The 21,245-nt window shown below is 60.8% G+C and carries 20 protein-coding genes; 8 read left to right on the top strand and 12 right to left on the bottom strand.

Features of this window, described 5'->3' with window-relative positions:
- Window positions 1-57 precede the first annotated feature (57 nt).
- The 5 genes from epsF to epsL form a co-directional block, all read right to left on the bottom strand.
- A complete protein-coding gene (epsF, locus tag HH302_RS06505) occupies window positions 58-1,452 on the bottom strand; it encodes a chain length determinant protein EpsF (RefSeq protein WP_172199956.1) in 1,395 nt (464 codons plus the stop codon).
- A gap of 13 nt (window positions 1,453-1,465) precedes the next feature.
- Window positions 1,466-2,323, bottom strand: a complete 858-nt coding sequence (gene epsE / locus HH302_RS06500) for a polysaccharide export protein EpsE (RefSeq protein ID WP_253945996.1) — start codon at window positions 2,321-2,323, stop codon at window positions 1,466-1,468.
- Window positions 2,324-2,362: 39 nt separating this feature from the next.
- A complete protein-coding gene (locus tag HH302_RS06495) occupies window positions 2,363-3,292 on the bottom strand; it encodes an EpsD family peptidyl-prolyl cis-trans isomerase (protein ID WP_172199953.1) in 930 nt (309 codons plus the stop codon).
- Between the two features lie 141 nt (window positions 3,293-3,433).
- Window positions 3,434-4,117, bottom strand: coding sequence for a PEPxxWA-CTERM sorting domain-containing protein (locus tag HH302_RS06490; protein WP_172199950.1), 684 nt, complete (start codon window positions 4,115-4,117; stop codon window positions 3,434-3,436).
- A 337-nt stretch (window positions 4,118-4,454) separates the two neighbouring features.
- Entirely contained in the window at window positions 4,455-5,669 is a 1,215-nt protein-coding gene (gene epsL, locus HH302_RS06485) for an XrtB/PEP-CTERM-associated polysaccharide biosynthesis outer membrane protein EpsL (protein WP_172199947.1), read from the bottom strand.
- Window positions 5,670-5,790: 121 nt separating this feature from the next.
- Here epsL and HH302_RS06480 point away from each other — a divergent pair, with 121 nt between their 5' ends.
- Window positions 5,791-7,185 carry an undecaprenyl-phosphate glucose phosphotransferase gene (locus HH302_RS06480; RefSeq protein WP_172199944.1) on the top strand — a complete coding sequence of 465 codons (1,395 nt, stop codon included), beginning with the start codon at window positions 5,791-5,793 and terminating at the stop codon, window positions 7,183-7,185.
- 75 nt (window positions 7,186-7,260) lie between these two features.
- Here HH302_RS06480 and HH302_RS06475 read toward each other — a convergent pair whose 3' ends face one another.
- A complete protein-coding gene (locus HH302_RS06475) occupies window positions 7,261-8,193 on the bottom strand; it encodes a LysR family transcriptional regulator (RefSeq protein ID WP_172199925.1) in 933 nt (310 codons plus the stop codon).
- A gap of 115 nt (window positions 8,194-8,308) precedes the next feature.
- Between HH302_RS06475 and HH302_RS06470 the strand changes: the two genes are divergently transcribed.
- Together HH302_RS06470 and HH302_RS06465 are read left to right on the top strand one after the other, a co-directional pair.
- Window positions 8,309-9,646, top strand: coding sequence for an aspartate aminotransferase family protein (locus tag HH302_RS06470; protein WP_172199922.1), 1,338 nt, complete (start codon window positions 8,309-8,311; stop codon window positions 9,644-9,646).
- Window positions 9,647-9,678: 32 nt separating this feature from the next.
- Entirely contained in the window at window positions 9,679-11,175 is a 1,497-nt protein-coding gene (locus HH302_RS06465; RefSeq protein WP_172199919.1) for a CoA-acylating methylmalonate-semialdehyde dehydrogenase, read from the top strand.
- A 10-nt stretch (window positions 11,176-11,185) separates the two neighbouring features.
- Here HH302_RS06465 and HH302_RS06460 read toward each other — a convergent pair whose 3' ends face one another.
- Window positions 11,186-11,362 carry a hypothetical protein gene (locus HH302_RS06460; RefSeq protein ID WP_172199916.1) on the bottom strand — a complete coding sequence of 59 codons (177 nt, stop codon included), beginning with the start codon at window positions 11,360-11,362 and terminating at the stop codon, window positions 11,186-11,188.
- Between HH302_RS06460 and HH302_RS06455 the strand changes: the two genes are divergently transcribed.
- From HH302_RS06455 to HH302_RS06440, 4 genes are read left to right on the top strand one after another with little or no spacing between them, the layout of a single operon-like run.
- Window positions 11,346-11,930: a 2-oxoacid:acceptor oxidoreductase family protein gene (locus HH302_RS06455; RefSeq protein ID WP_172199913.1), complete on the top strand. Its 585-nt coding sequence runs from the start codon at window positions 11,346-11,348 to the stop codon at window positions 11,928-11,930. The genes HH302_RS06460 and HH302_RS06455 overlap by 17 nt on opposite strands.
- 38 nt (window positions 11,931-11,968) lie before the next feature.
- Window positions 11,969-13,222: a transketolase C-terminal domain-containing protein gene (locus HH302_RS06450; RefSeq protein ID WP_172199910.1), complete on the top strand. Its 1,254-nt coding sequence runs from the start codon at window positions 11,969-11,971 to the stop codon at window positions 13,220-13,222.
- A gap of 9 nt (window positions 13,223-13,231) precedes the next feature.
- Window positions 13,232-14,221: a thiamine pyrophosphate-dependent enzyme gene (locus HH302_RS06445; protein WP_172199907.1), complete on the top strand. Its 990-nt coding sequence runs from the start codon at window positions 13,232-13,234 to the stop codon at window positions 14,219-14,221.
- 15 nt (window positions 14,222-14,236) lie between these two features.
- A complete protein-coding gene (locus HH302_RS06440; protein WP_172199904.1) occupies window positions 14,237-15,874 on the top strand; it encodes an NAD(P)-binding protein in 1,638 nt (545 codons plus the stop codon).
- A gap of 6 nt (window positions 15,875-15,880) precedes the next feature.
- Here HH302_RS06440 and HH302_RS06435 read toward each other — a convergent pair whose 3' ends face one another.
- On the bottom strand, window positions 15,881-16,921 hold the full coding sequence (locus tag HH302_RS06435) for a GMP reductase (protein ID WP_172199901.1): 1,041 nt from the start codon (window positions 16,919-16,921) through the stop codon (window positions 15,881-15,883).
- Window positions 16,922-17,091: 170 nt separating this feature from the next.
- Between HH302_RS06435 and HH302_RS06430 the strand changes: the two genes are divergently transcribed.
- The gene (locus HH302_RS06430; RefSeq protein WP_172199898.1) at window positions 17,092-17,709 is read left to right on the top strand and encodes a DUF4124 domain-containing protein; all 618 of its coding nucleotides are present in this window, start codon (window positions 17,092-17,094) and stop codon (window positions 17,707-17,709) included.
- A 248-nt stretch (window positions 17,710-17,957) separates the two neighbouring features.
- Here the strand turns inward: HH302_RS06430 and HH302_RS06425 are convergent, their stop codons facing one another.
- The 4 genes from HH302_RS06425 to HH302_RS06410 are packed head-to-tail and all read right to left on the bottom strand — an operon-like array spanning window position 17,958 to window position 21,242.
- On the bottom strand, window positions 17,958-18,443 hold the full coding sequence (locus HH302_RS06425) for a hydrogenase maturation protease (RefSeq protein WP_172199895.1): 486 nt from the start codon (window positions 18,441-18,443) through the stop codon (window positions 17,958-17,960).
- On the bottom strand, window positions 18,440-19,939 hold the full coding sequence (locus tag HH302_RS06420) for a Ni/Fe hydrogenase subunit alpha (protein WP_172199892.1): 1,500 nt from the start codon (window positions 19,937-19,939) through the stop codon (window positions 18,440-18,442). Before HH302_RS06420 ends, HH302_RS06425 begins: the two co-directional genes overlap by 4 nt.
- A 15-nt stretch (window positions 19,940-19,954) precedes the next feature.
- Window positions 19,955-20,515, bottom strand: a complete 561-nt coding sequence (locus HH302_RS06415) for an NADP oxidoreductase (RefSeq protein ID WP_172199889.1) — start codon at window positions 20,513-20,515, stop codon at window positions 19,955-19,957.
- A 16-nt stretch (window positions 20,516-20,531) separates the two neighbouring features.
- Window positions 20,532-21,242: a 2Fe-2S iron-sulfur cluster-binding protein gene (locus tag HH302_RS06410; protein WP_172199886.1), complete on the bottom strand. Its 711-nt coding sequence runs from the start codon at window positions 21,240-21,242 to the stop codon at window positions 20,532-20,534.
- Between the last annotated feature and the right edge of the window lie 3 nt (window positions 21,243-21,245).

Below are 21,245 nucleotides of genomic sequence, written 5' to 3'. Positions count from 1 at the left end.
AATCGTCTTCGTCGTTTCTTGGTTCCACGGAAAACCGTCGCGAGTCAGTGCAGCCGGTTAGGCAATCGCCTTGTTTCGAAAGCCGATCCGACGTTTGGGTCGTGGCAACGCGACCGACTCCAGCACTGCGAGCACGGGCAGACCAAGCATCTCGGCAAGGCCGTCACGCGACCGTATCCTCGGGTTACGCATTTCCTGCAACAGAGCAACCCCGATTCCAAGCAAAGTGCCCAGGAACACTGCCACCACCAAATTCAGGATCAGTTTTGGGCTCGAATGCTTGATTGGCGGTTCGGCTGGTGTCAGCACGACAATGTTCGTCTGCTGCGTCTGGCTCTCAAGACTTGTCTGCGACAAGCGCTGTCCGACCAAATCGTAGGCTCGTTGCGCAGTCTCGACGTCTTTGAGAAGAACGGACGCCTCATCACGCTGCGCGCGCAATTCGAGTACTTTCTTCTTCTGGGCTTCAAGCGACGCGCGAAGTTCGAGTTCGCGCTGCAGATTCACGACGTTCGATGTGCCTACTGACGATGCCACCTGACGCATTTCGGCGTCGAGCTTGGATTTGAGTGCGTCGAGCTCCGCTTGCGTACGCTGGTACTGCGGATGGTTCTGACCCAATTGGCCTGCCATTTCCTTTAGTTTTGCTTCCTGGCGCGCCACATCAGCGCGAAGCGACTGGATGATCGGGCTATTTAGGACGTCCGGCGACGTATCCATCCGGCCGGTGGCTTGACGCTGGCGAGACGATGAATCGGCGCGTTGGGCTTGGATGGCCGTGAGCTGTGACGAAAGCTCAGCATACCGGGCGTTTTCAACATCAAGCCTGTCATCCGTAGCAACAATGCCCTTTTCTTTCTGATAGGCAGAGAGTCGCGCCTGGGCGGCCTCAAGATTGTCGCGAAGTTGCTTGGCGCGATCACCGAACCAGTTCGCAAACTCCTTAGCGGGCTCAACCTTCAATTCCAGGTTGGTATCAATGTAGGCCCGAGCGAAAGCATTCGCGACGGCCGCGGCGAATTTCGGGTCCACTCCGGTAAAGCCAATCGTAATAACGCTCGATTCACGCGAAGGCTTAACATCAAGCTTCTTTTGGAGCAGGTCGGCAAAGAAGCTCACTACGGTCCCTTTTTCTTCGCCTTCGTCCTTCCATTGCGCGATTGCCTCGGGACTCTTGTCAAAACCGAGCATCCGGACTACGCGCTGTGCTACGCGATCGCTTGTGATGATGTCCACTTGGGTTGCCATATAGCCAGGCAACAATTGCGCCTGCATCATGGCGCCGTAGATCGGGTCGGTGGATTTCACATCGACCAAAACCGACGCCGACGCAGTGTATTGCCGCGGCAAGACAAGGCTCAGGATTAATGCGAGGCTGACTACGACCGAGAAAATCGTCAGGATGATTTTCCAGCGAGCCTTTAGAACCAGGACGAACTGTTGAAATGTCATGTCAGTGCGTCTCTCAGAAGATGCTTTCTTTGACGTACACAACGTCATTCGGTTGAACAAGCTCGTCGAGTGCCGGCTCAATGATTTGAGCCTTGCCATCGGCGCCGCGACGATGGATACGCAGACCACGTTGCGTACCCTTCTGGGTGAGACCACCGCCTGACGCCAGGGCCTGCATCACTGTCATATCGCGTTCGACTCTGAAGACCCCGGGCCGCTGCACTTCGCCATAGATGAAAAACACCGGGGCACGATGCACGTAGAGGATGTCTCCGCCTTTGAGCGCGAGGTCGTCTTGAGCATCGCCGCGGAGGAACATCGAGGCGATGTCGATTTCACGACGAACCTGTTTGCCGTCGCGCACGCCGGAGAAAATGACAACATCAGAGCCCGTCGCAGCAATGCCGCCTGCTTGGGAGAGCATGTCTGACAGGCGCGTATTTGCAGTTTCGAGCGGGTAGCGGCCGGGGCGATTGACCTGGCCCAGCACCGCGACCTGGTTGCCGCGAATTTGCAACAGCAGGATCGAAACCTGCGGCTGCACGACAAAACCGCCGTCTTTCAGAAGTTTGGCGATCTTGGCCTCAGCCACGGATAGCGCAAGCCCGCCGACCTTCACATTGCCGATCAGCGGGTAGCTGATGCTACCGTTCTCGGATACACGGGTCTCGAGCAAGAGATCCGGGCTCTGGAATACGCTGATGCGAATGACATCGCCCGGACCTAGCAGGTATTCAGCCCCCTTCTCGACCGCAGGCTGCTCAGTTGCAGCCCAGACGTTTACGCCGGTCATGGCAAAGCCAAAGAGGGCGAGCGCCGCTAGACGGACAATGCGCTGAACCCCGGAAATGGATGCTCTAAGTGAATACATGCTTCTGTTGCCTCTATTCGTTACTACGACACGCGGCAATTACTTGAGACCTTTGATGCCTTGCTGCATCCCGTCGGCCGCGGCGGACTGGTCTGCGACAGGGGCTGACGTTTCAGTCGCTGGCGTGGCCGGTGCGTCTTTTGAGAACTCGCCGACGTAGCTGATCTTTCCGGAATCGCGCAGACGCTTGACTTCCGCAGCGACCGCCTCGGACTTGGCTTTGTTCGTCAGGAACTGCTCGATGGCCTGCTTGGCCTTCGCTTGGTCCACGGGCTCGGTGCGCGACGCAGCGACCTGCAGGACGATGAGTCCTTGGCCGCGCGGGATGATCGACACTTCGCCGTCCTTGAGACCATGCAGGCGCCGCGCAGCGTCGAGCGGAAGCTGTTCCGCCGGCTTCACGAAGGCGTTTGCGGCGAAGCGAACATTCTGGGCGCGAAGTACGGCGATCAAGTCATCCATCGATTTGCCTGCATCGAAATGGCTCTTGATCATGTCCTGCTTGCTGCCGTCGGCAACCGCGAGTTCGCGGAAGTTATAGATGCGACGTTCTGCAAACAGTTCGGGGTGTTCGGTGTAGTACGCGGAGATGGCTTGGTCCGTTGGTTTGGCCTGGCCATTTGCTACTTGCTCCAGATACGCGCGGGCAATGACTTCGCGTCGTGCGGCTTCGATTGCCTGGACAACACGCGGGTCACGATCGAGCTTCTTCTCTTTTGCGGCTTGCACGAGGAGGGATTCTTCGACCAGGCGGTCGAGCGCTTGTTTGCGTGCCGCGTTGACATCGGTTCCAGGAGGGATGTTCGCCTTGCCCAGCAGACCATTCAGTTGGTGAACGGTCACTTCTTCGTCATTGACCTTTGCAGCAACCTGGCTTGCGCTGGGTTCCTTGGACTTGGATCCGCAACCGGCGAGCACGGCAGCAGCGAGCAGCGCCAAGGCAACGTGGCGAACAGAAACAGCAGACATCGGGACCTCTGGATGGTGACGCCCGGGAAGTCGGGCAAGAACCCGCCAATTTGCCAGAAATATCAATGGTGGCAAATTACGGCGGGCGCCTGCATCGCACCGAGTGTGAACTGTGACCCGGTGCGATGCAGGCAGTTGCGCTTAGACGCGAGCGGAACGGCGGCGGGCGATGGCGCCCACCATGCCGATGCCAGCGAGCATCAGCGCCCACTGCTCCGGTTCCGGAACAGCGGCAGTCATGACTTGCAGCGAGTAGTCATGCGCAGCGATGGATGCGAAGCCACCCTTGGCCGCGTCAGCGGACAGGAGGCTTAGCGCCCAGACGTTGAGCTTCGAAGCGTTGGCGTACGGCGTGCCAGCGAGGTTATAGGTGGAAGTCAGCGACCAGCTATCCGCACCCTTCTTCACACCGTCAAGATCGAAGATCGCGGTCTTGTACGCTGCGCTCTTGGCGACACCAGCGATCGACACGGTGCTGGTCATCGAAGCAAACACTTCGCTGTTCTTCTTCAACAGCGCGTAGTCGCCAGACTGCGACATCTCGAGCGACTTGAAGGTGTAGCCGGAATCAAGCGTGATCGAGAAGTTCAGCTTGTCGAATGCGAAGTCGGAGTCGCCTTTTTCCGCAAAGGCGGACAGTGCGTCGGTGTCGAACAGTACCGACTTACCGTCAGCGGAGAGGCTGATGGCGCCGGGGGCAAACGTGCTGCCGTTGAAGCTGACATCGAACCCCTTGCCGTCGAGCGTGGTAACCGCAGCAGATGCCGCGGCAGAGCCAATCACCGCAACAGCGGCGGCGATGATCTTGATTGCAGTAGAACTCATGGGATGACCTCTGTTGTGTTGGTCGGGCAGCTTCACTTATGCAATCGACGTGCCAAGTGCGACCTGTTTTCGGACCCAAGTGCAAAAGAGCCCGCCGTCGCCATAAGAACACCGTCTACCGCCAGACTCCGCTGCCTGAACCGCTTTGGAGCGCGGAGTCTAGCGAGTGAAGGATTGCGTCGCAACATGACAAAGGTATTGCGCGCGACTTATTACCGTTACTGCCATTCAAGCTGTTTATGCGACCATCTTGCGGCCTTATCAGGCGGATCGTCAGTGGCGTCGTCAAGTCGGATCTGGTCACCCCATGCGGGGTTCGCAGCGCTGCGCTGCACCATCAAAAACCGATCTGCACTGTCACGGTGCCAGTGTGGTCGTCGTAGTCGCGCAAATATCGATTTGAGTCGCGGCGTTCGCCGCGATATCCGAGGTCCACAAGCAACCAGCGCAGCGCTGCATAACGCAAGCCCACGCCCCAGGATTGGAAGTCGTCCTCCCTGCCCGGAGCCTCGATTTCAATCGGCAGCCCCTCGAAGATGCTTCCGATGTAGCGGCGTTGGCCAGCTTCAAGCAGCGCATTCAGCGAGAGCTTGCCAGTCACCTCCCAAACCGGCGCAATGCGCAGCGCCTTCGTTACCGCAGCATCGAACTCGTTGTCACCGGCTGCACCCATCGTGCGGTATGCGGTGATGGCGACAACGGTGGAGCCGGCCGGCTCCCAGGTCCATGCAACACGGAAGCTCGGACCCGAGAAATCGCGGTTGGAGAAGTTCTCATTGCGACGCTCCAAGTAGCCAACGTACCCCTCCAGACGACTCGCGCCAGTGATAGCCCAAAGCGCCCGAAGCGACCCCATACGCTCGCGGTAGGCAGAGTCAGAGAATGGATTTGGCGTGCGCTCCGTGTAGTCGACGTTGGTCTGCTGGCCAACGAAATCGAGTCGATTCCCGTAGGGCGTGACGTAGCGCAGGCCGCCCTCCACAGAGCGCCCATCGAGATCATTCCCGCGGTCGAGCGTGTTGCTGTTCCTTGCTTGGTTGACGGTGCCTGCTGCGATAATGTGCCAGTTCGCCATGACGGGAACATCAAGATCCAATCGCACTGCGTCGCGTGTGATGACGTTGCGGCGAGGAATCGTTAGATCGGCGAAGTTCGCGAGTTGAGCCGTCCGTGTCCATACCAAACCGGTTCGGACCTGGCCTGGGAAGTCGCCGTCCCAGCCTGCCTTGATGTCCTGTTTGTCATAATCAAGTTGTGAAAATCGGCTAAACTGCGTTTTTCCGAAATTGAAGTTTCCGTAGAGCCTTTGCCGGCTGAGCGTCGTGTCAAAGCCGAGGTAGGCGTAGCCGTTGGTGATGTTGTCAGACTGGACACCTCCCGACGCTTCGGAATCGACTCGGAAAAGGTTTGAGTCCCTCTGGAAGGTGACACCCGCACCGTAGCGAAGCGGTGTCGGATCTTCCGCCAGCGCAGGCGGTGTCAAGACAAGTGGCACGACGCTCATGACACTGGCGATGCCACAACGGGCGAATTTCTTGCTTGATATGTTCATCTGTTTCTTAAATTGAGTAGTTCGTGTTGAACATGCGACACGATCGAATGTTCGCAACACTGGTGTCGATAGTATGACGCCCAGCTTTCAAATTCTGTGCCAACGGATTCTCGCTTAAACGATGCTTGCCCGACTTGAAGCCCAACGCACCCCCCTGCGAAACAATGTCACCCTGGCCGGCGTGGTGGAGACTTTCCTCGACCCGGTGATGGTGATCCTCACCTTGTTCGTCTCGGCCCTGATTTTCGGGGAGTCGGTTGATGCTGATTATGTGATCCTTTCGCTGATCGCGTTTTCTTTGAGCTTTCCAGGAAACACTTTGCTGAGCGACCCGCTTCGCCGGGTGGCGAAAGATGCATTCCTGAATGCGATGATCCTTGCCGGGATCTTGCTGCTGCTCGGTTATGCAACCGGCTACGCGAGCTACTTTCCGGCTGAAGTGCTGTTTGCGTGGTTCGCTTCGCTGCCCGTGGTGCTGTTTGCTACACATGCAGCGGCCCGTTATGCGATCCCTCGGGTGCTGACGCTTTCTGAGGCGGAGGTCACAGCGGTGGTGTGCGGTTTCAACGACATCGGGTCGCAGTTGTCGTCGCACTTCCTCAGCAACCGTTTCTTGGGCGTAAAGCTGATGGGGTTCTTCGATGACCGCAGCCGTGCTCGTCTGGGTGCCCAGGATGATGTGCAACTGCTGGGTTCGCTGTCCGAGGTTGCCAACTACGTGAAGCAGCACCACATCGATCGCATCTACCTCGCACTGCCGATGGCGACTCAGCCGCGGATTCTCGCGTTGCTGGATGATTTGAAGGACACCACCGCATCCATCTACTTCGTGCCGGACATCTTCGTGACCGACCTGATCCAGGGACGGACCGAGTCAGTTGCTGGCATGCCGGTGGTGGCTGTGTGCGATACGCCGTTCTCGGGATTCAATGGCGTCGTCAAGCGGTTTGAGGACATCGTCCTGTCGATCTTGATCCTGATCCTGATCTCACCAATTCTGATTGCTGTCGCAATCGGTGTCTGGCGAAGCTCGCCGGGGCCGATCGTGTTCAAGCAGCGGCGTTACGGCCTCGATGGCAAGGACATCACGGTCTATAAGTTCCGCTCGATGACTGTCTGCGATGACGGTGCGGTGGTGAAGCAGGCTACACGCAACGATCAGCGGATTACCCCGTTCGGCGCGTTCATCCGCAAGACCTCGCTCGACGAGTTGCCGCAGTTCATCAATGTGCTGCAGGGTCGGATGAGTATCGTTGGCCCGCGCCCGCACGCGATCGCGCACAACGAGCAGTACCGCAAGCTGATCAAAGGCTACATGGTTCGCCACAAGGTGAAGCCGGGCATCACCGGCTGGGCTCAGGTGAATGGTTACCGCGGCGAAACCGAGACCATCGACAAGATGCAGAAGCGCATCGAGTTTGACCTCGAGTACCTGCGCAAGTGGTCGCCTGGTCTGGACCTCTGGATCATCTTCAAGACAGCACTTCTTGTGGTGAAGGACGACACAGCCTTCTAGGCGTGCGTTAGCAATGCCTGCCAACGGGCACCGGCGGTGAAGGCCCCGGTGCCCGTTGCTATTTATGGCATGCGCTCAGTTCGTTGGAGATACCTGGTGGGCGGCCAGGAGGCAGTCGATGAAGGTCTGCGCCACGCGTGATGGCTTTGGTGCGTGGCGAACCAAAGCTGCGAACTGAACGTCGTAGTTGAACATCTCCGGGCGCAGACGCCGCATCGCGCCATCCTCCTCAAAGCTGCGGGCGTAGTGATCGGGCAGAAAGCCGACGAAGCGCCCGGACTGCACGAGCATCGCCACCGCCTCTTGGTCGTATGCCGAGGCCGCTCGCCGCAACTGCACGTTGTGACTGAGCTCCATGTTCGGCGAGTGGTAGCCGAGTCCGGCATAGCTTTCGGCACGGATATCGTCCCAGGTCAGGGTGCCATCGTTTGCCCGAAAGAGACGGTGGTCGTATCCGCAGTAGAGGTACATGCGCTCCGGAAACAGCCGGTGATAATCGAGGCTTGCCGAACATCGATGCATCGGCGCGATGCCGATCTGATACTGACCATCCATCACGCCACGCTCGATCGCGTTCAGCGGCGCAACGTGCAGTTCAATCGCGACATCGGGTGCGCGTTCTGCGAAGGCCCCCAGAGCGTGGCTCACCCGCGCCTGAGGGTTGCTGACGATCTTGTCGAACAACGCAATCGCGATTGAACCAGTCATCCGCTGGTGGATCTCCTCCACGCCCGCTCGAAACCCGTCGATCGCGGCGAGTAGCCGCAAGGCGTCGTCATAGACCTGCTGGCCCTCGGCAGTCAGCGCAAAGCCGCCCCGCCCTCGCCTACACAGAACCAGTCCGAGCCGGTCTTCGAGATCCTTGATATGGCGACTCACGGTCGAGACGCCTATGTTGAGTTCAAGCTCCGCCGCTGCTAATCCGCCACATTCCGCAACTGTTCGGAAGACCCGTAGCAGACGGATATCAAGGTCACTCACTTGGCCGAGCGTTGGCTTCCGTTTCATAGGCGCTTGTTTGCACGATTCGGCAAGTAAACATGGATATATTGCAATTTAACGCAAGCAAGCACTTGGGAGAAGATTGCTACGTCAGAAGACTCGCCAGCTCACTGGAGTTCGCATGAAGATGGAAAGCCTGAACTGCGGCCTGAGTGCCGAACAGCTTGAAGCGCACTGGATGCCATTTACGGGAAACCGGGACTTCAAGAAGAACCCACGCCTGATTACACGCGCAGAGGGTGCCTACCTGTATGACGCCAGCGGGCGACAGGTGTTTGATGGGCTCTCCGGGCTCTGGTGCTCTGGATTGGGGCATTGCCGCCCGGAGATCACCGAAGCCATCCGACGCCAAGCGGCGACACTCGATTACTCCCCCGCGTTCCAGTTCGGGCACCCTACTGCTTTCGAGCTGGCGCACCGAATCAAGGAGATGGCGCCAGCAGGACTCGACTATGTGTTCTTCACCGGCTCCGGCTCCGAATCCGCCGACACCGCGCTGAAGATGGCGCGCGCGTACTGGCGGCAAAAGGGCAAAGCGAGCAAGACACGCTTGATCGGCCGCGAAAAGGGGTACCACGGTGTCAACTTCGGAGGCATCAGCGTCGGTGGCATTGCCGGCAACCGCAAGCTGTTCGGCCAAGGAATCGAGGCCGACCATCTACCGCACACCCAATTGAAGCAAAACGCGTTCTCGCGCGGATCGCCCGAATACGGCGCGCACCTCGCAGACGAACTGCTGAATCTGATTACGCTGCACGATGCGTCGAACATTGCGGCCGTGATCGTGGAACCCTTCTCGGGTTCGTCGGGGGTGGTGATTCCGCCGCAGGGCTATCTCAAACGTTTGCGCGAGATCTGCACGCAGCACGACATCCTGCTGATTTTCGACGAAGTCATCACCGGCTTCGGGCGCACCGGTTCGCTGTTCGGCGCCACGGCTTTCGACGTCGTGCCGGACATCCTCAACGTCGCAAAGCAGATTACAAACGGCGCGGTGCCGATGGGCGCAGTGATCGCGACCGAGGAGATCTACCGCACCTTCATCGACAGCGGTGGCCCGGAATACATGCTCGAGTTCCCGCACGGCTACACCTACTCCGCCCACCCGCTCGCCTGCGCCGCAGCGATGGCGGCACTGGATGTGCTGGAGAAGGAGAACCTCGTGGCGCGCGTCGCCGAAATTGCACCGTACTTCGAGAACGCGGTGCACGGTCTGAAGGGACTCAAGTACATCAGCGATATCCGCAACTACGGGCTTGCTGCGGGCCTCACCATTGAAGCGATGCCGGGCGAGCCTGCGCGGCGCCCATACGAGATCGCGATGAAGTGCTGGGAGAAGGGCTTCTACGTTCGGTACGGCGGCGACACGATTCAGCTGGCACCGCCATTCATTGTCGAAAAAGAGCAGATCGATCGCCTGGTCGACGCCCTGGGCGACGTCATCCAGTCGCTGCCCTGATGCCCACTCAAACGAACATGCAGGATCGCACCATGAATATCGTAGGTCACCTCATCGGCGGCAAGGCGGTTGCCGATGCCGGGCGCGTGCAGAACGTCTACAACCCGGCCACGGGCGAAGCGACCAAGCAGGTCGCCTTGGCCTCATCGGACACCGTTCAGGCGGCGGTCGCCGCAGCGCAGGCCGCTTTCCCTGCCTGGCGCGATACCCCACCAATCAAGCGCGCGCGCATCATGTTCCGCTTCAAGCAGTTGCTTGAAGAGCACGCCGACACAATCTGCGCGCTGATCACGGACGAGCATGGCAAGGTGCTCAACGACGCAATGGGCGAACTCCAGCGCGGCATTGAGAACGTGGAATACGCCTGCTGCGCGCCCGAGTTACTCAAGGGCGAGCACAGCAAGAACGTTGGCCCGGCAATCGATTCATGGAGCGAATTCCAACCGCTGGGCGTTGCAGCGGGCATCACCCCCTTCAACTTCCCCTGCATGGTGCCGCTGTGGATGTGGCCGATGGCGGTGGTTTGCGGCAACACCTTCGTGTTGAAGCCCTCCGAACGCGATCCGTCTTCAACGCTCTACATCGCACAATTGGCGATGGAAGCTGGGCTTCCACCTGGCGTGTTGAACGTGGTCAACGGCGACAAGGTCGCGGTCGATACCTTGCTCGCCGACCCGCGGGTACAGGCGGTGAGCTTTGTTGGCTCAACCCCGATCGCCGAGTACATCTACGCTACCGGCTGCGCCAACGGCAAGCGGGTTCAGGCTTTGGGTGGGGCCAAGAACCACGCCATCGTGATGCCCGATGCCGACCTGGACAACGCGGTCAGCGCGCTGATGGGTGCAGCATATGGATCCTGCGGCGAGCGCTGCATGGCGATTCCGGTCGTCGTTGCGGTCGGCGACGCGGTGGGTGACGACGTCGTGGCGCGTCTCACCGCAGAACTGGCCAAGATGAAGGTCGGGCCCGGCACCGACAACAGCAACGACATGGGGCCGCTGGTCACGCGCGAGCACTTCAACAAGGTGAAGGGCTATGTAGACCTTGGGGTCGAGGAAGGTGCCACGCTTGTCGTCGATGGCCGTGGCATCAAGGTGCCTGGGCACGAGTCCGGTTACTTCCTTGGCGGCTGTTTGTTCGACAACGTGACCCCGCAGATGAAGATCTACCGTGACGAGATCTTCGGGCCGGTGCTCTCGGTGGTGCGTGTAAAGAGCTTGCAGGAGGCCATGGACCTTATCGATGCCCACGAGTACGGCAACGGCACTTGCATCTTCACCCGCGACGGCGAAGCAGCCCGCTACTTTACCGACAACATCAAGGTCGGCATGGTGGGCGTGAACGTACCGCTGCCGGTACCGGTGGCGTATCACAGCTTTGGAGGCTGGAAGCGCTCGCTGTTCGGCGACCTGTCGGCATACGGCCCGGACGCGGTGCGCTTCTACACCCGCCGCAAGACAATTACGCAGCGCTGGCCGTCGGCTGGCGTGCGCGAAGGAACGGTGTTCAGCTTCCCAAGTAATCGCTGACCGGACAGCCTCATTCCTCCTTGCGGCCCGCCATCGTGCGGGCCGCATTGCTTTTGCCCAATGTCAAGGTCGCGCCCTGCATGGCGCCCACAATCCGGCTCATCGATGCGGTTAACGGCATCGTGGGGGTTTCAGGTTGGTTGGGTAGCATCAGCTTCGGGGGAGGCGCGATGTTCCAGATACGCATCCATGGTCGCGGTGGTCAGGGGGTGGTGTCCGCCGCCGAAATGCTCTCGATCGCCGCCTTTCTTGATGGCGAATGGGCGCAAGCCTTTCCCAGCTTCGGTTCAGAGCGCACAGGCGCGCCCGTAGTCGCCTTCTGCCGTATCGACAAGAAGGAGATCCGGTCGCGTGAGCCGGTCATGAAGCCGGACGCGCTGATCATTCAGGATCCCACCCTGCTCCATCAGATCGACGTGTTCGCGGGTCTGGTCAGTACCGGCTACGTGTTGATCAATTCGAGCAGCAGTTTCGAAGAGTTGGGCCTTGCCTCGGTCGCAGAGCGCTTCCCGCCGGCGCACCTATGCACGATGCCCGCGACCGAAATCGCCTTGCGGCATGTTGGTCGCCCGGTCCCGAACGTCCCGCTGCTGGCCGGCTTCGCAGCGATTACCGGCCTGGTGCGACTCGAATCCATCCACGCCGCAATTCGCGAGAAGTTCAATCCGCGCATCGCCGAGGCCAACATCGCGGCCGCGAGTGATGCCTTCGCCACCGCGCGATCAATGGCGGCCCTCCAACCCGCCGAAATCTGAACTGCCAGTTGGCCGACCGGGCTGCAAGGGAGTCTCACGTGCTTAAACAGATCGAAGGTTCGCGGGCCGTCGCCGAAGCGGTAGCGCTATGCCGGCCCGAGGTGATTTGCGCCTATCCGATATCTCCGCAAACGCACATCGTTGAAGCGCTCTCCGAGATGGTGCGAACCGGCGATATATGGCCCTGCGAATACATCAACGTTGAGTCGGAGTTCGCCGCATTGTCGGTAGCGATCGGCGCTTCGGCCGCGGGGGCGCGTGCGTACACAGCCACCGCCTCTCAAGGCCTGCTGTTCATGGCCGAAGCAGTGTTCAACGCATCGGGGCTGGGCCTGCCGATCGTGATGACGATAGCCAATCGTGCGATCGGCGCGCCGATCAACATCTGGAACGATCATTCCGATTCGATGGCCTTGCGCGACAGCGGATGGCTGCAACTCTTCGCCGAGAACAATCAGGAGGCTCTGGATCTGCACATCCAGGCCTTCAAGTTGGCCGAAGCCTTGTCGCTGCCGGTTATGGTGTGCATGGATGGCTTCATCCTTACCCATGCTTACGAACGCGTCGACATCCCGAGCCAGGCGCTGGTCGACAGTTACCTGCCGCCCTACGAACCGCGCCAACTCCTAGACCCGGACGATCCGGTTTCGATTGGTGCAATGGTGGGCCCCGAGGCCTTCACCGAGGTGCGCTACCTTGCCCACGCGCGGCAACTGCAGGCCTTGGCGCTGATCCCTGAACTGGCGCTTGAGTTCAGCCAGTGTTTCGGCCGGGAAGCCGGCGGACTGATTTCCGAATACCACAGCGAGGGCGCCGACACCGTGATCGTTGCGCTCGGCTCAGTGCTCGGCACCATCAAGGACGTGGTGGACGCGCTGCGCGCTGAGGGGGCCTCGATAGGCGTGCTGGCCATCAAGACCTTCCGCCCCTTCCCGCTCGACGCGGTACGTGAAGCGTTGGCTCAAGCAAAGCGCGTCGTTGTAATTGAGCGCAGCTTTGCCATTGGCCAGGGGGGCATCGTCGCCGACTCGCTGCGCAAGGCACTCGCAGGCCTGCACATTCCAACGCACACCGTCGTCGCAGGTCTCGGTGGCAGGCCGATCACGGCTGTCTCGCTCGAACGCTTGTTCCGCACAGCGCTCGCAGGAGCGTTGGCGAGTCTGAGCTTCCTCGATCTCGACCAGGGCGCGGTCGACCGCGTTCTCGCGCATGAACGCGAGGTTCGCCGCAGTGGGCCTTTGGCGAACCGGATGGTGCAAGAGATCGCACGTGCCAGTGTCCGCATCGAGTAGGAGAGCAGCATGAGCTTCCAACCTGTCCGCTTCTACCAGACTGGCACCTACACCGTCGGCAACCGGTTGCTCGATGAGGCGCAGCGTACCGTGCAGGCGACCGTCGCCCGTGCCAACTCACTGACTTCTGGCCACCGCGCTTGCCAAGGCTGCGGTGAGGCACTGGGCGCCCGCTATGCAATGGATGCTGCGATGCATGCCACCGACAGGCAGATGGTGGTCGTCAATGCCACCGGTTGCCTCGAAGTGTTTTCAACGCCCTACCCCGAAACATCATGGCAGGTGCCATGGATGCACTCGCTCTTTGGCAACGCGCCCGCGGTTGCCACAGGCGTTGCCGCAGCCCTGCGCGTAAAGGGGCGGCGCAATGTCCGCGTGATCGCACAGGGGGGCGACGGCGGAACAACTGACATCGGCTTTGGTTGCCTTTCCGGCATGTTCGAACGTAACGATGATGTGCTCTACATCTGCTACGACAACGAGGCCTACATGAACACCGGCGTGCAGCGCTCGTCCGCCACGCCCGCAGCGGCAAGAACCGCAACAACACCGGCGATGGGGCCGGCGCCCGGCAACGAATTCGGACAAGGCAAGTTCTTGCCAGAGATCGCCATGGCGCATCGGATTCCGTATGTCGCCACCGCGAGCGTTGCTGACTTGCGCGATCTGGAGGCAAAGGTGGAAGAAGCCACCCATCTTCGCGGCGCGCGCTATATCCATGTGCTTGTGCCCTGCCCGCTTGGTTGGGGCGCCGCTTCCAGCGACACGATCCGCCTGGCGCGACTGGCAACCGAGAGCGGCCTGTTCCCGATCTTCGAAGCGCGCTTCGGTGAGGTGAGCGAGGCTCGCCCGATCCGGCGCCCAGTTCCGGTCGATGAGTTCCTGCGCCTGCAAAAGCGCTTTGCGCATCTGTTCGAACCTACGATCGACACCGAACGGATTGCAGTCATCCAGGCGCAGGCCGATCGCAACATCAAGCGTTACGCACTGCTGCCCTGAGGAGCGGAGCCGATCATGGACAAACCGTTTGCCATCACGCTTGACCCAGGCTCGTCGCTGGCCAACCACACCGGCAGCTGGCGCACCGCTCGGCCAAGTTATGTCGACCACCTTCCGCCCTGCAACCAAGGCTGCCCAACTGGCGAAAATATCCAGGGCTGGCTCTACCACGCCGAGAGCGGACAATACGAGGCGGCGTGGCGGGTGCTGGTTCAGGACAATCCGATGCCAGCGGTGACCGGACGCGTCTGCTACCACCCCTGCGAAGGGGCGTGCAATCGCGCGCGGCTGGATTCCGCGGTCAGCATCCACGCAGTTGAGCGCTTTCTCGGTGACGAAGCGATCAAGCAGAACTGGCAGTTCGCGCGACCGCCAGCCATGAGTGGCAAACGCGTGCTGGTTGTCGGTGCAGGCCCATCTGGCCTGGCTGCGGCGTACCACCTGGCGCGCCTGGGGCATGCGGTGGAGGTGCGGGAAGCGGGCCCGATGGCGGGCGGCATGATGCGCTTTGGTATCCCGAAGTACCGCTTGCCGCGCGATGTGCTGGACGCCGAGATTCGTCGCATTGAACAACTCGGCGTGACGATCCGGCTCAATACAAAGGTCGAGCATCTCCTCAAGGCGCGCGACGAAGGTGGTTTTGACGCGGCGTTCGTTGCCGTCGGTGCGCATGTATCCAAACGGGCCTGGGTGCCCGCTGGCGAGGCTGCGCGCATCATGGACGCACTGAGCGTGCTGCGCAGTGTGGAACTCGGCGAAAAGCCCCTGCTCGGCCGCCGTGTGCTGGTGTATGGCGGTGGCAATACTGCGATTGATGTTGCGCGCACTGCACGCCGCCTTGGCGCCGAGGAGGCAGTCATCATCTACCGGCGCACGCGCGACCGGATGCCGGCGCATGACTCCGAAGTTCAGGAAGCTCTGGACGAGGGCGTGATGTTCCGGTGGCTGTCCACGATCAAGATGGGGGCGGACGCCGGAGCGCGTGAGCAATTCACCATCGAGAAGATGGCGCTCGACGAAACCGGTTTTCCTCAGCCAACCGGCGAATTTGAGCAGATCGAAGCCGACTCGCTGGTGCTCGCTCTGGGGCAGGACGTTGACCTGTCACTCCTTGATGATGTGCCAGATCTGCAGCTCACTGACGGCGTGGTCGGCGTCGGCTCGAACATGATGACAGCGTGCCCGGGCATCTTTGCCGGCGGCGATATGGTGCCGGCCGAACGCACGGTAACCGTCGCCCTCGGCCACGGGAAGAAAGCGGCGCGTCATATCGATGCATGGCTGCGGGGTGAGGCCCCAGATGTACCCGAAAAGCACCCGGTGGCCCCCTTCGAACGTCTGAATACCTGGTACTACACAGACGCTCCGCGCTCGGTGCAGCAAGAGCTGGAGCGGGTGCGGCGCGAATCGACCTTCGACGAAGTCGTAAGCGGGTTGAACGCAGATACGGCGCTGTTCGAAGCACGCCGCTGCCTCTCGTGCGGCAACTGCTTCGAATGCGACAACTGCTACGGGGTTTGCCCGGACAACGCGGTGATCAAACTTGGTCCGGGCAAACGCTTCAAGATCAACCTGGACTACTGCAAGGGCTGCGGTCTGTGCGCCGCAGAGTGCCCCTGCGGCGCAATCGAGATGGTGCCGGAGACGATCTGAACTCGTTCAGGACTTGCCGAAAACCTCGTTGAGCTGCTGACTGACGCGGATGAATGTGGTGCGCTTGGATAGCTCCTTGAGCTTGCGGGCGCCCACATAGGTGCAAGCTGAGCGCACGCCGCCGAGCAGATCCTGCAGGGTGTTTTCCACCGGACCGCGATAGTCGATCAGCACCTCCTTGCCTTCGGAGGCACGGTACTCTGCTACGCCCCCGGCGTATTTCTGCATCGCGATGCGGGAGCTCATGCCGTAGAAGCGCATCTTGCGTACGCCGTCCACTTCTTCCAGTTGCCCGCCACACTCATCATGCCCGGCCAGCATGCCACCGAGCATCACGAAGTCCGCCCCGCCGCCGAATGCTTTAGCCACATCGCCCGGTGTCGTACAGCCGCCGTCCGCACAGATCAAACCGCCCAAGCCGTGCGCGGCATCGGCACATTCGATGATCGCGGAGAGCTGCGGATAGCCCACGCCCGTCATCTTGCGGGTCGTGCACACCGAGCCTGGGCCGATGCCAACCTTGACGATATCGGCCCCGCCCAGCACCAGCTCTTCGGTCATTTCACCGGTAACAACGTTGCCGGCCATGATCGTCAGCGCCGGATAGGCCTCGCGCAGTGAATGGATGAAGTCAACGAACGCCTTGGTATAGCCGTTCGCAACGTCGATGCAGACGCTCTTGATTGCCGGCCCTGCCCGCTCCATGACCCGGCGAAACTTCGCCATGTCCGCGGCCCCAATGCCCATCGAGTAGAAGCGGGTGGCGTTATCCGCGAGTGCGCTGAAATGGGCTACCAGGGCGTCATCGTCGTAATGCTTGTGCAGCGCGGTCGCGAGCATCTGCTTGTCGAGCGCGGTGGCCATTTCGAATGTGCCCGTGACGTCCATGTTGGCCGCCACGATTGGTACGCCGCGGTACTTTCGCCCTGAGTGCAGGAAGGTGTACTCACGCGAAATGTCGACCTCCGATCGCGAGGACAAGGTCGACCGCTTTGGGCGGATCAGGACATCCTTGAAGTCCAGTTTCAGATCCTGTTCGATACGCATGCTTCAAACCTCCGTTGTCCTGGTTGGCCACGCGGGCCTTTTGCGGGCGACATGATGCGCCGATTCCAGAACAAGGCAATTGATAATCTTTAATGAACTGAGGCACGGGGCGGGCTCTTGCGAGGCCTTACAATCCGCAAGGCATCCGACCTCACCAACTTCCGGCCACCATGAAAACACGCCTGCTCGTTATCAGTATCCTGCTCGTCGCCTCGCCAGTCGCATTTGCGACCACCTACAAGTGCAAGATGGCCGACGGACGGACCGTATTTCAGGACATTCCATGTGCGCCGGAAGCACGGACCGAGCATGTTGGCGCCCAACGGGATGCAGGCTCGGCTTGGCAATTCGAGAAGCGAACCGACGGCAACGGCAAGTCAGGCTGCTTTGTGCAGTCGCCTTCGATCGGCTTTGGTTCGCGTTATCGCCCGGTTGCGGTGGCACGCCTACGTGTCGAGTACACAAAAGAAGGCGAGATCGCGGAACTTGTCTCGGCAGCAGAGCCCGGCACGCCGTCGATGCCCTTCAGCACAAACACCAACGGCGTCGGCATCAACATCGCCGGCCAGGCGTTCCTCTCCGACGTGCACCTGAGCCCGAGTGGCACGCTGCGATTCGGGGCCAAGGATACGGCCAGGCTCGTCAAGCAACTTCAGGCTGAAGAGTCGTTCGTGGTCAGGGCTCGCCATATCAAGTCGGACGCGCTGTTTGACTCGACGGGTGACCGGATCGATGGTTTTGTAGCCGCCCAGCAGTTGGCGCAGGATTGCGTCGCAACCATCCGCTGACCTCTGAGGGGCTACGCGTCAGTTCGGGGCAAAGGGGCGCTGGCGCTCGGCGTATGGCTCGCGAACCACTCACCGTTGTTGATCGCCCAGCGACTATCCGGTCGCGTATCACGTAGGGGCCTTACCGGGCACACAGCAGCCCTGTTGCCCATAGCCTCAGCGCCGGCACAGCGCGGCACGGAAACACCGACAACGTGGATGTTCGCCAGCAACCTAATGAGGTCACGCCATCGCGGCGGCGGTTGGCCTCAGACGGTGGCCGTCGTCCGACTGCACGTCGCAGCATCCAGCCATCCGAGTAGGCCGCTCCATCCCGCTTCCAGCGCTTGTCGTGCCGCAAGGCTCAGTGGGTCACCCAGCTCGAACGAATGCCCCCGCAAGGAAAGCAGTTCCGCCTGTGGTGGCGTCTCCCCGATAACCTGCTCATGCACCGCCAGCAAGCCTTGCGGTGAAACCGCGTGCGTGGAGTAACTGGCATCGGCTCGGGCGGAAATCGCATCCAGCCTGGCGCCGTTTTCGCCCGACGCGCGCGCATCCACGAACAGCACGCGCTCGCGATCAGCCAGATCGAGGGCATGTTCGATGTTGAGTTGGAAGTCGACGATCACCTCCACGTCGTCCCGGCCTTGGGCAGCAAGCCAGTCTTCCAGCCGATCGGCAAGCATCGGTCCGAGCGCATCGTCACCGCGCCCGGGATTCCCGAACGCAAGGACAAGCACCGGAGCGGCGCTCATGCTTCGGCCTCGCGGCTAAAGCTGCCGTCGCCACTCTTGACCAAGCGGCTGACGACCTCACCATCTGGCGCGATGGCTTCGATGCTCAGCGGCATCTTGCCCACTGCATGGGTCGCGCAGGACAGGCAAGGATCGTATGCTCGGATCGCCACTTCAATGCGATTCAGAAGACCCTCTGTAACCTCTCGCCCGTCGAAACATTCGGCGGCTACCGCACGCACTGACTCGTTCATCGCGGTGTTGTTGCTGGTCGTCGAAACGATCAGGTTGGCCATCGTGATGAGGTCGTTGGAGTCGATCCGGTAATGGTGGAACAAGGTACCGCGCGGCGCCTCGATCACGCCCACCCCTTCACGCAGCGGGGTACCCGAGCGAGAGAGGTCTGTTCCGGTGATTTCCGGATCGTCCAGCAATTCCGCGATCGCCTCTGCGCAATGCAGCAACTCGATCATGCGCGCCCAGTGGTAGCCCAGTGTCGCTTGCACCAGATGGCCGCCGCCGTGGGCCATGAAATCGGCGCGCGCGGCTTCCGCACGTGGCGTCGGAATATGGTCGCAGTTGTTGATGCGAGCCAGCGGGCCCACGCGATACCACCCTTGTTCCCTGCCCAGCGCGGTCAGGAACGGGAACTTCATGTAGCTCCAGGACTTCACTTCCTCATGAAGGATGGAGTTGTAGCCCCGATAGTCAAAATGGTCGAGCACGATGCCGCCGTCGGCGTCCTTCACGCGAATGCCGCCGTGGTAGAGCTCCAAGCCGCCATCCGGCGCCACCAGCGACAGGAAGTTCGAGCGCGCCGCGGCAAAGCCTTGGTTTGCGGCCTCATCGGCCACATAGAGCTGCTTGGCAATCGCGAGACCGTGTGAAGCCCAACCCAGCACGGTGAGCATGTCCTGCTTCAAGTAGTCCCGCTCTTCGGCGGACAAGGGCTTGTTGAAACCGCCCGGCACTGAGCCGGTGCCGTGAACACGCTTGCCTGTCAGCACGCGGATCACCTCTTGCCCATACTTGCGCAGCTTCACGCCGATCAATCCGATTTCCGGATGATCCTGCAGAACGCCGACGACGTTCCGATGCGCTACCGGGTCGTCATATCCAAAAAGCAGATCCGGCGAGGCGAGATGGAAGAAATGCAGCGCATGTGACTGCAGCACTTGGCCGAAATGCAACAGGCGGCGCAGCTTGGTTGCGGTGGGCGAGATCGGCACATTGCCGGCGACGAAGAAGTCGGTTGCCTTCGACGCTGCAAGCAGGTGGCTCACCGGGCAGATGCCACAGAGGCGCTGTACCAGCGTCGGTACTTCCCAATAGGGCCGGCCCTGGATGAATTTCTCGAAGCCGCGGAACTCCACGACGTGCAGGCGCGCCTGCCGCACGCGGCGTTCGGCGTCCAGTAGCAGCGTGACTTTGCCGTGTCCCTCTACCCGGCTGACCGGTTCGATCGCGAGGCGCTGCAGGCCAATCGACTCGCTTGCCGTCTCCAGATTTTCGTACATGCGTTGCGCTCCGGCTCAGTCGAATCTTCGGTTTTCGTAGGCAAGCTGCGGTTCGCGCCCTTCCACCAAGGCGGTCAGCAACTCCCAGAATGCGTCGGCGGGCGGTGGGCAGCCGGGCAGCACATAGTCGACCCGCACCACCTCATGGATTGGTCGCACCTTGTTGAGCAGCAGCGGAATCTCGGCATCGAACGGAATATGCGGATTCTCGATGCCTGGTGCGTCGATGTATGCCTCCCGCAGGCAGGCTTCAAGGGTGAACTTGTTGCGCACAGCCGGCACACCGCCAGTAATCGCGCAGGAGCCCACGGCCACGATGTACTTGCAGCGGTCACGAAACTCGCGGAGCACTTCAACGTTCTCGACATTGCAGAGACCACCCTCAATCAGGCCGACGTCGACATGCTCCGAACAGTGCTTCACATCGGTGAGCGGTGTGCGGTCGAAGGTCACGAGCTGGGCGAGCTGAACGATCCGCTCGTCCACATCCAGAAAGGACATGTGGCACCCGAAACAACCTGCGAGCGAACAGGTCGCAACCGTCAGGCGTGGGGGCTGTTCGTTGGGCGCGTTCATCGTTGCGGAGTCCCGTTCAGTATTTGGATTCGAATTCACATTCGATGGTTTGGGCGTCGAAACGCCGCTCGCCAATCGGCTGTTCGTAACCACGACGCTTCACGAGCAAGGCACCCGTCGGGCACACCTGGATCGCGCGGTCGGTCGCCTCGATATTGGTGTCTTTCAGCAAGCCGGTAGGCGAATTGACGACCAGTTGCGTGTCGATGCCCCGCCCAGAGAGGCCGAACAGTTCCTTGCCATCGGCGTCGCGACTGGCGCGGACGCACAATGAGCAATTGATGCAGCGATCGCGGTCCAGCACGACCTCGGGGTGCGACGCATCCATTGCGCGGCTGGGGAATCGATGCGGCAGCGAGGTGTCCTCCATGCCGAGGTGGTACGCCACGGCCTGCAGTTGGCAATTGCCGCTTTTCACGCAGAACGGGCAGAAGTGGTTGCCCTCGATGAACAGCATCTGAACGATGCGGCGTCGTGCGTCCTGGATGTCCGCCGCATCGCTTTCTACCTTTGCGCCAGCACTCGCCGGTGTGGTGCAACTGGCGCTCAGCCAGCCATTCACCCGCACCGTGCATACTTTGCAACTGCCGTGAGGTTGGAACTCCCGGTGATGGCAAAGATGCGGGATGTAGTGACCGGCGGCCAGCGCGGCATTCATGATCGTCTGGCCAGCTTCAAATTCGACGGGCTGGCCGTCCAGTGTGAAGGTGTTCTTCGGGTCGCTCATGGG

It is taken from the genome of Niveibacterium sp. COAC-50 (assembly GCF_013184235.1).
Taxonomy (GTDB): Bacteria; Pseudomonadota; Gammaproteobacteria; order Burkholderiales; family Rhodocyclaceae; genus Niveibacterium; species Niveibacterium microcysteis.
Note: the sequence above shows the minus strand (reverse complement) of the source record. Positions and strands in the feature narration are given on the sequence as shown.

Bases quoted from the DNA above. Each gene is read 5' to 3' on its own strand.
- epsF (WP_172199956.1), bottom strand. From the start codon at position 1,452: ATGACATTTCAACAGTTCGTCCTGGTTCTAAAGGCTCGCTGGAAAATC.
- epsE (WP_253945996.1), bottom strand. From the start codon at position 2,323: ATGTATTCACTTAGAGCATCCATTTCCGGGGTTCAGCGCATTGTCCGT.
- HH302_RS06495 (WP_172199953.1), bottom strand. From the start codon at position 3,292: ATGTCTGCTGTTTCTGTTCGCCACGTTGCCTTGGCGCTGCTCGCTGCT.
- HH302_RS06490 (WP_172199950.1), bottom strand. From the start codon at position 4,117: ATGAGTTCTACTGCAATCAAGATCATCGCCGCCGCTGTTGCGGTGATT.
- epsL (WP_172199947.1), bottom strand. From the start codon at position 5,669: ATGAACATATCAAGCAAGAAATTCGCCCGTTGTGGCATCGCCAGTGTC.
- HH302_RS06480 (WP_172199944.1), top strand. From the start codon at position 5,791: ATGCTTGCCCGACTTGAAGCCCAACGCACCCCCCTGCGAAACAATGTC.
- HH302_RS06475 (WP_172199925.1), bottom strand. From the start codon at position 8,193: ATGAAACGGAAGCCAACGCTCGGCCAAGTGAGTGACCTTGATATCCGT.
- HH302_RS06470 (WP_172199922.1), top strand. From the start codon at position 8,309: ATGAAGATGGAAAGCCTGAACTGCGGCCTGAGTGCCGAACAGCTTGAA.
- HH302_RS06465 (WP_172199919.1), top strand. From the start codon at position 9,679: ATGAATATCGTAGGTCACCTCATCGGCGGCAAGGCGGTTGCCGATGCC.
- HH302_RS06455 (WP_172199913.1), top strand. From the start codon at position 11,346: ATGTTCCAGATACGCATCCATGGTCGCGGTGGTCAGGGGGTGGTGTCC.
- HH302_RS06460 (WP_172199916.1), bottom strand. From the start codon at position 11,362: ATGCGTATCTGGAACATCGCGCCTCCCCCGAAGCTGATGCTACCCAAC.
- HH302_RS06445 (WP_172199907.1), top strand. From the start codon at position 13,232: ATGAGCTTCCAACCTGTCCGCTTCTACCAGACTGGCACCTACACCGTC.
- HH302_RS06440 (WP_172199904.1), top strand. From the start codon at position 14,237: ATGGACAAACCGTTTGCCATCACGCTTGACCCAGGCTCGTCGCTGGCC.
- HH302_RS06435 (WP_172199901.1), bottom strand. From the start codon at position 16,921: ATGCGTATCGAACAGGATCTGAAACTGGACTTCAAGGATGTCCTGATC.
- HH302_RS06430 (WP_172199898.1), top strand. From the start codon at position 17,092: ATGAAAACACGCCTGCTCGTTATCAGTATCCTGCTCGTCGCCTCGCCA.
- HH302_RS06425 (WP_172199895.1), bottom strand. From the start codon at position 18,443: ATGAGCGCCGCTCCGGTGCTTGTCCTTGCGTTCGGGAATCCCGGGCGC.
- HH302_RS06420 (WP_172199892.1), bottom strand. From the start codon at position 19,939: ATGTACGAAAATCTGGAGACGGCAAGCGAGTCGATTGGCCTGCAGCGC.
- HH302_RS06415 (WP_172199889.1), bottom strand. From the start codon at position 20,515: ATGAACGCGCCCAACGAACAGCCCCCACGCCTGACGGTTGCGACCTGT.
- HH302_RS06410 (WP_172199886.1), bottom strand. From the start codon at position 21,242: ATGAGCGACCCGAAGAACACCTTCACACTGGACGGCCAGCCCGTCGAA.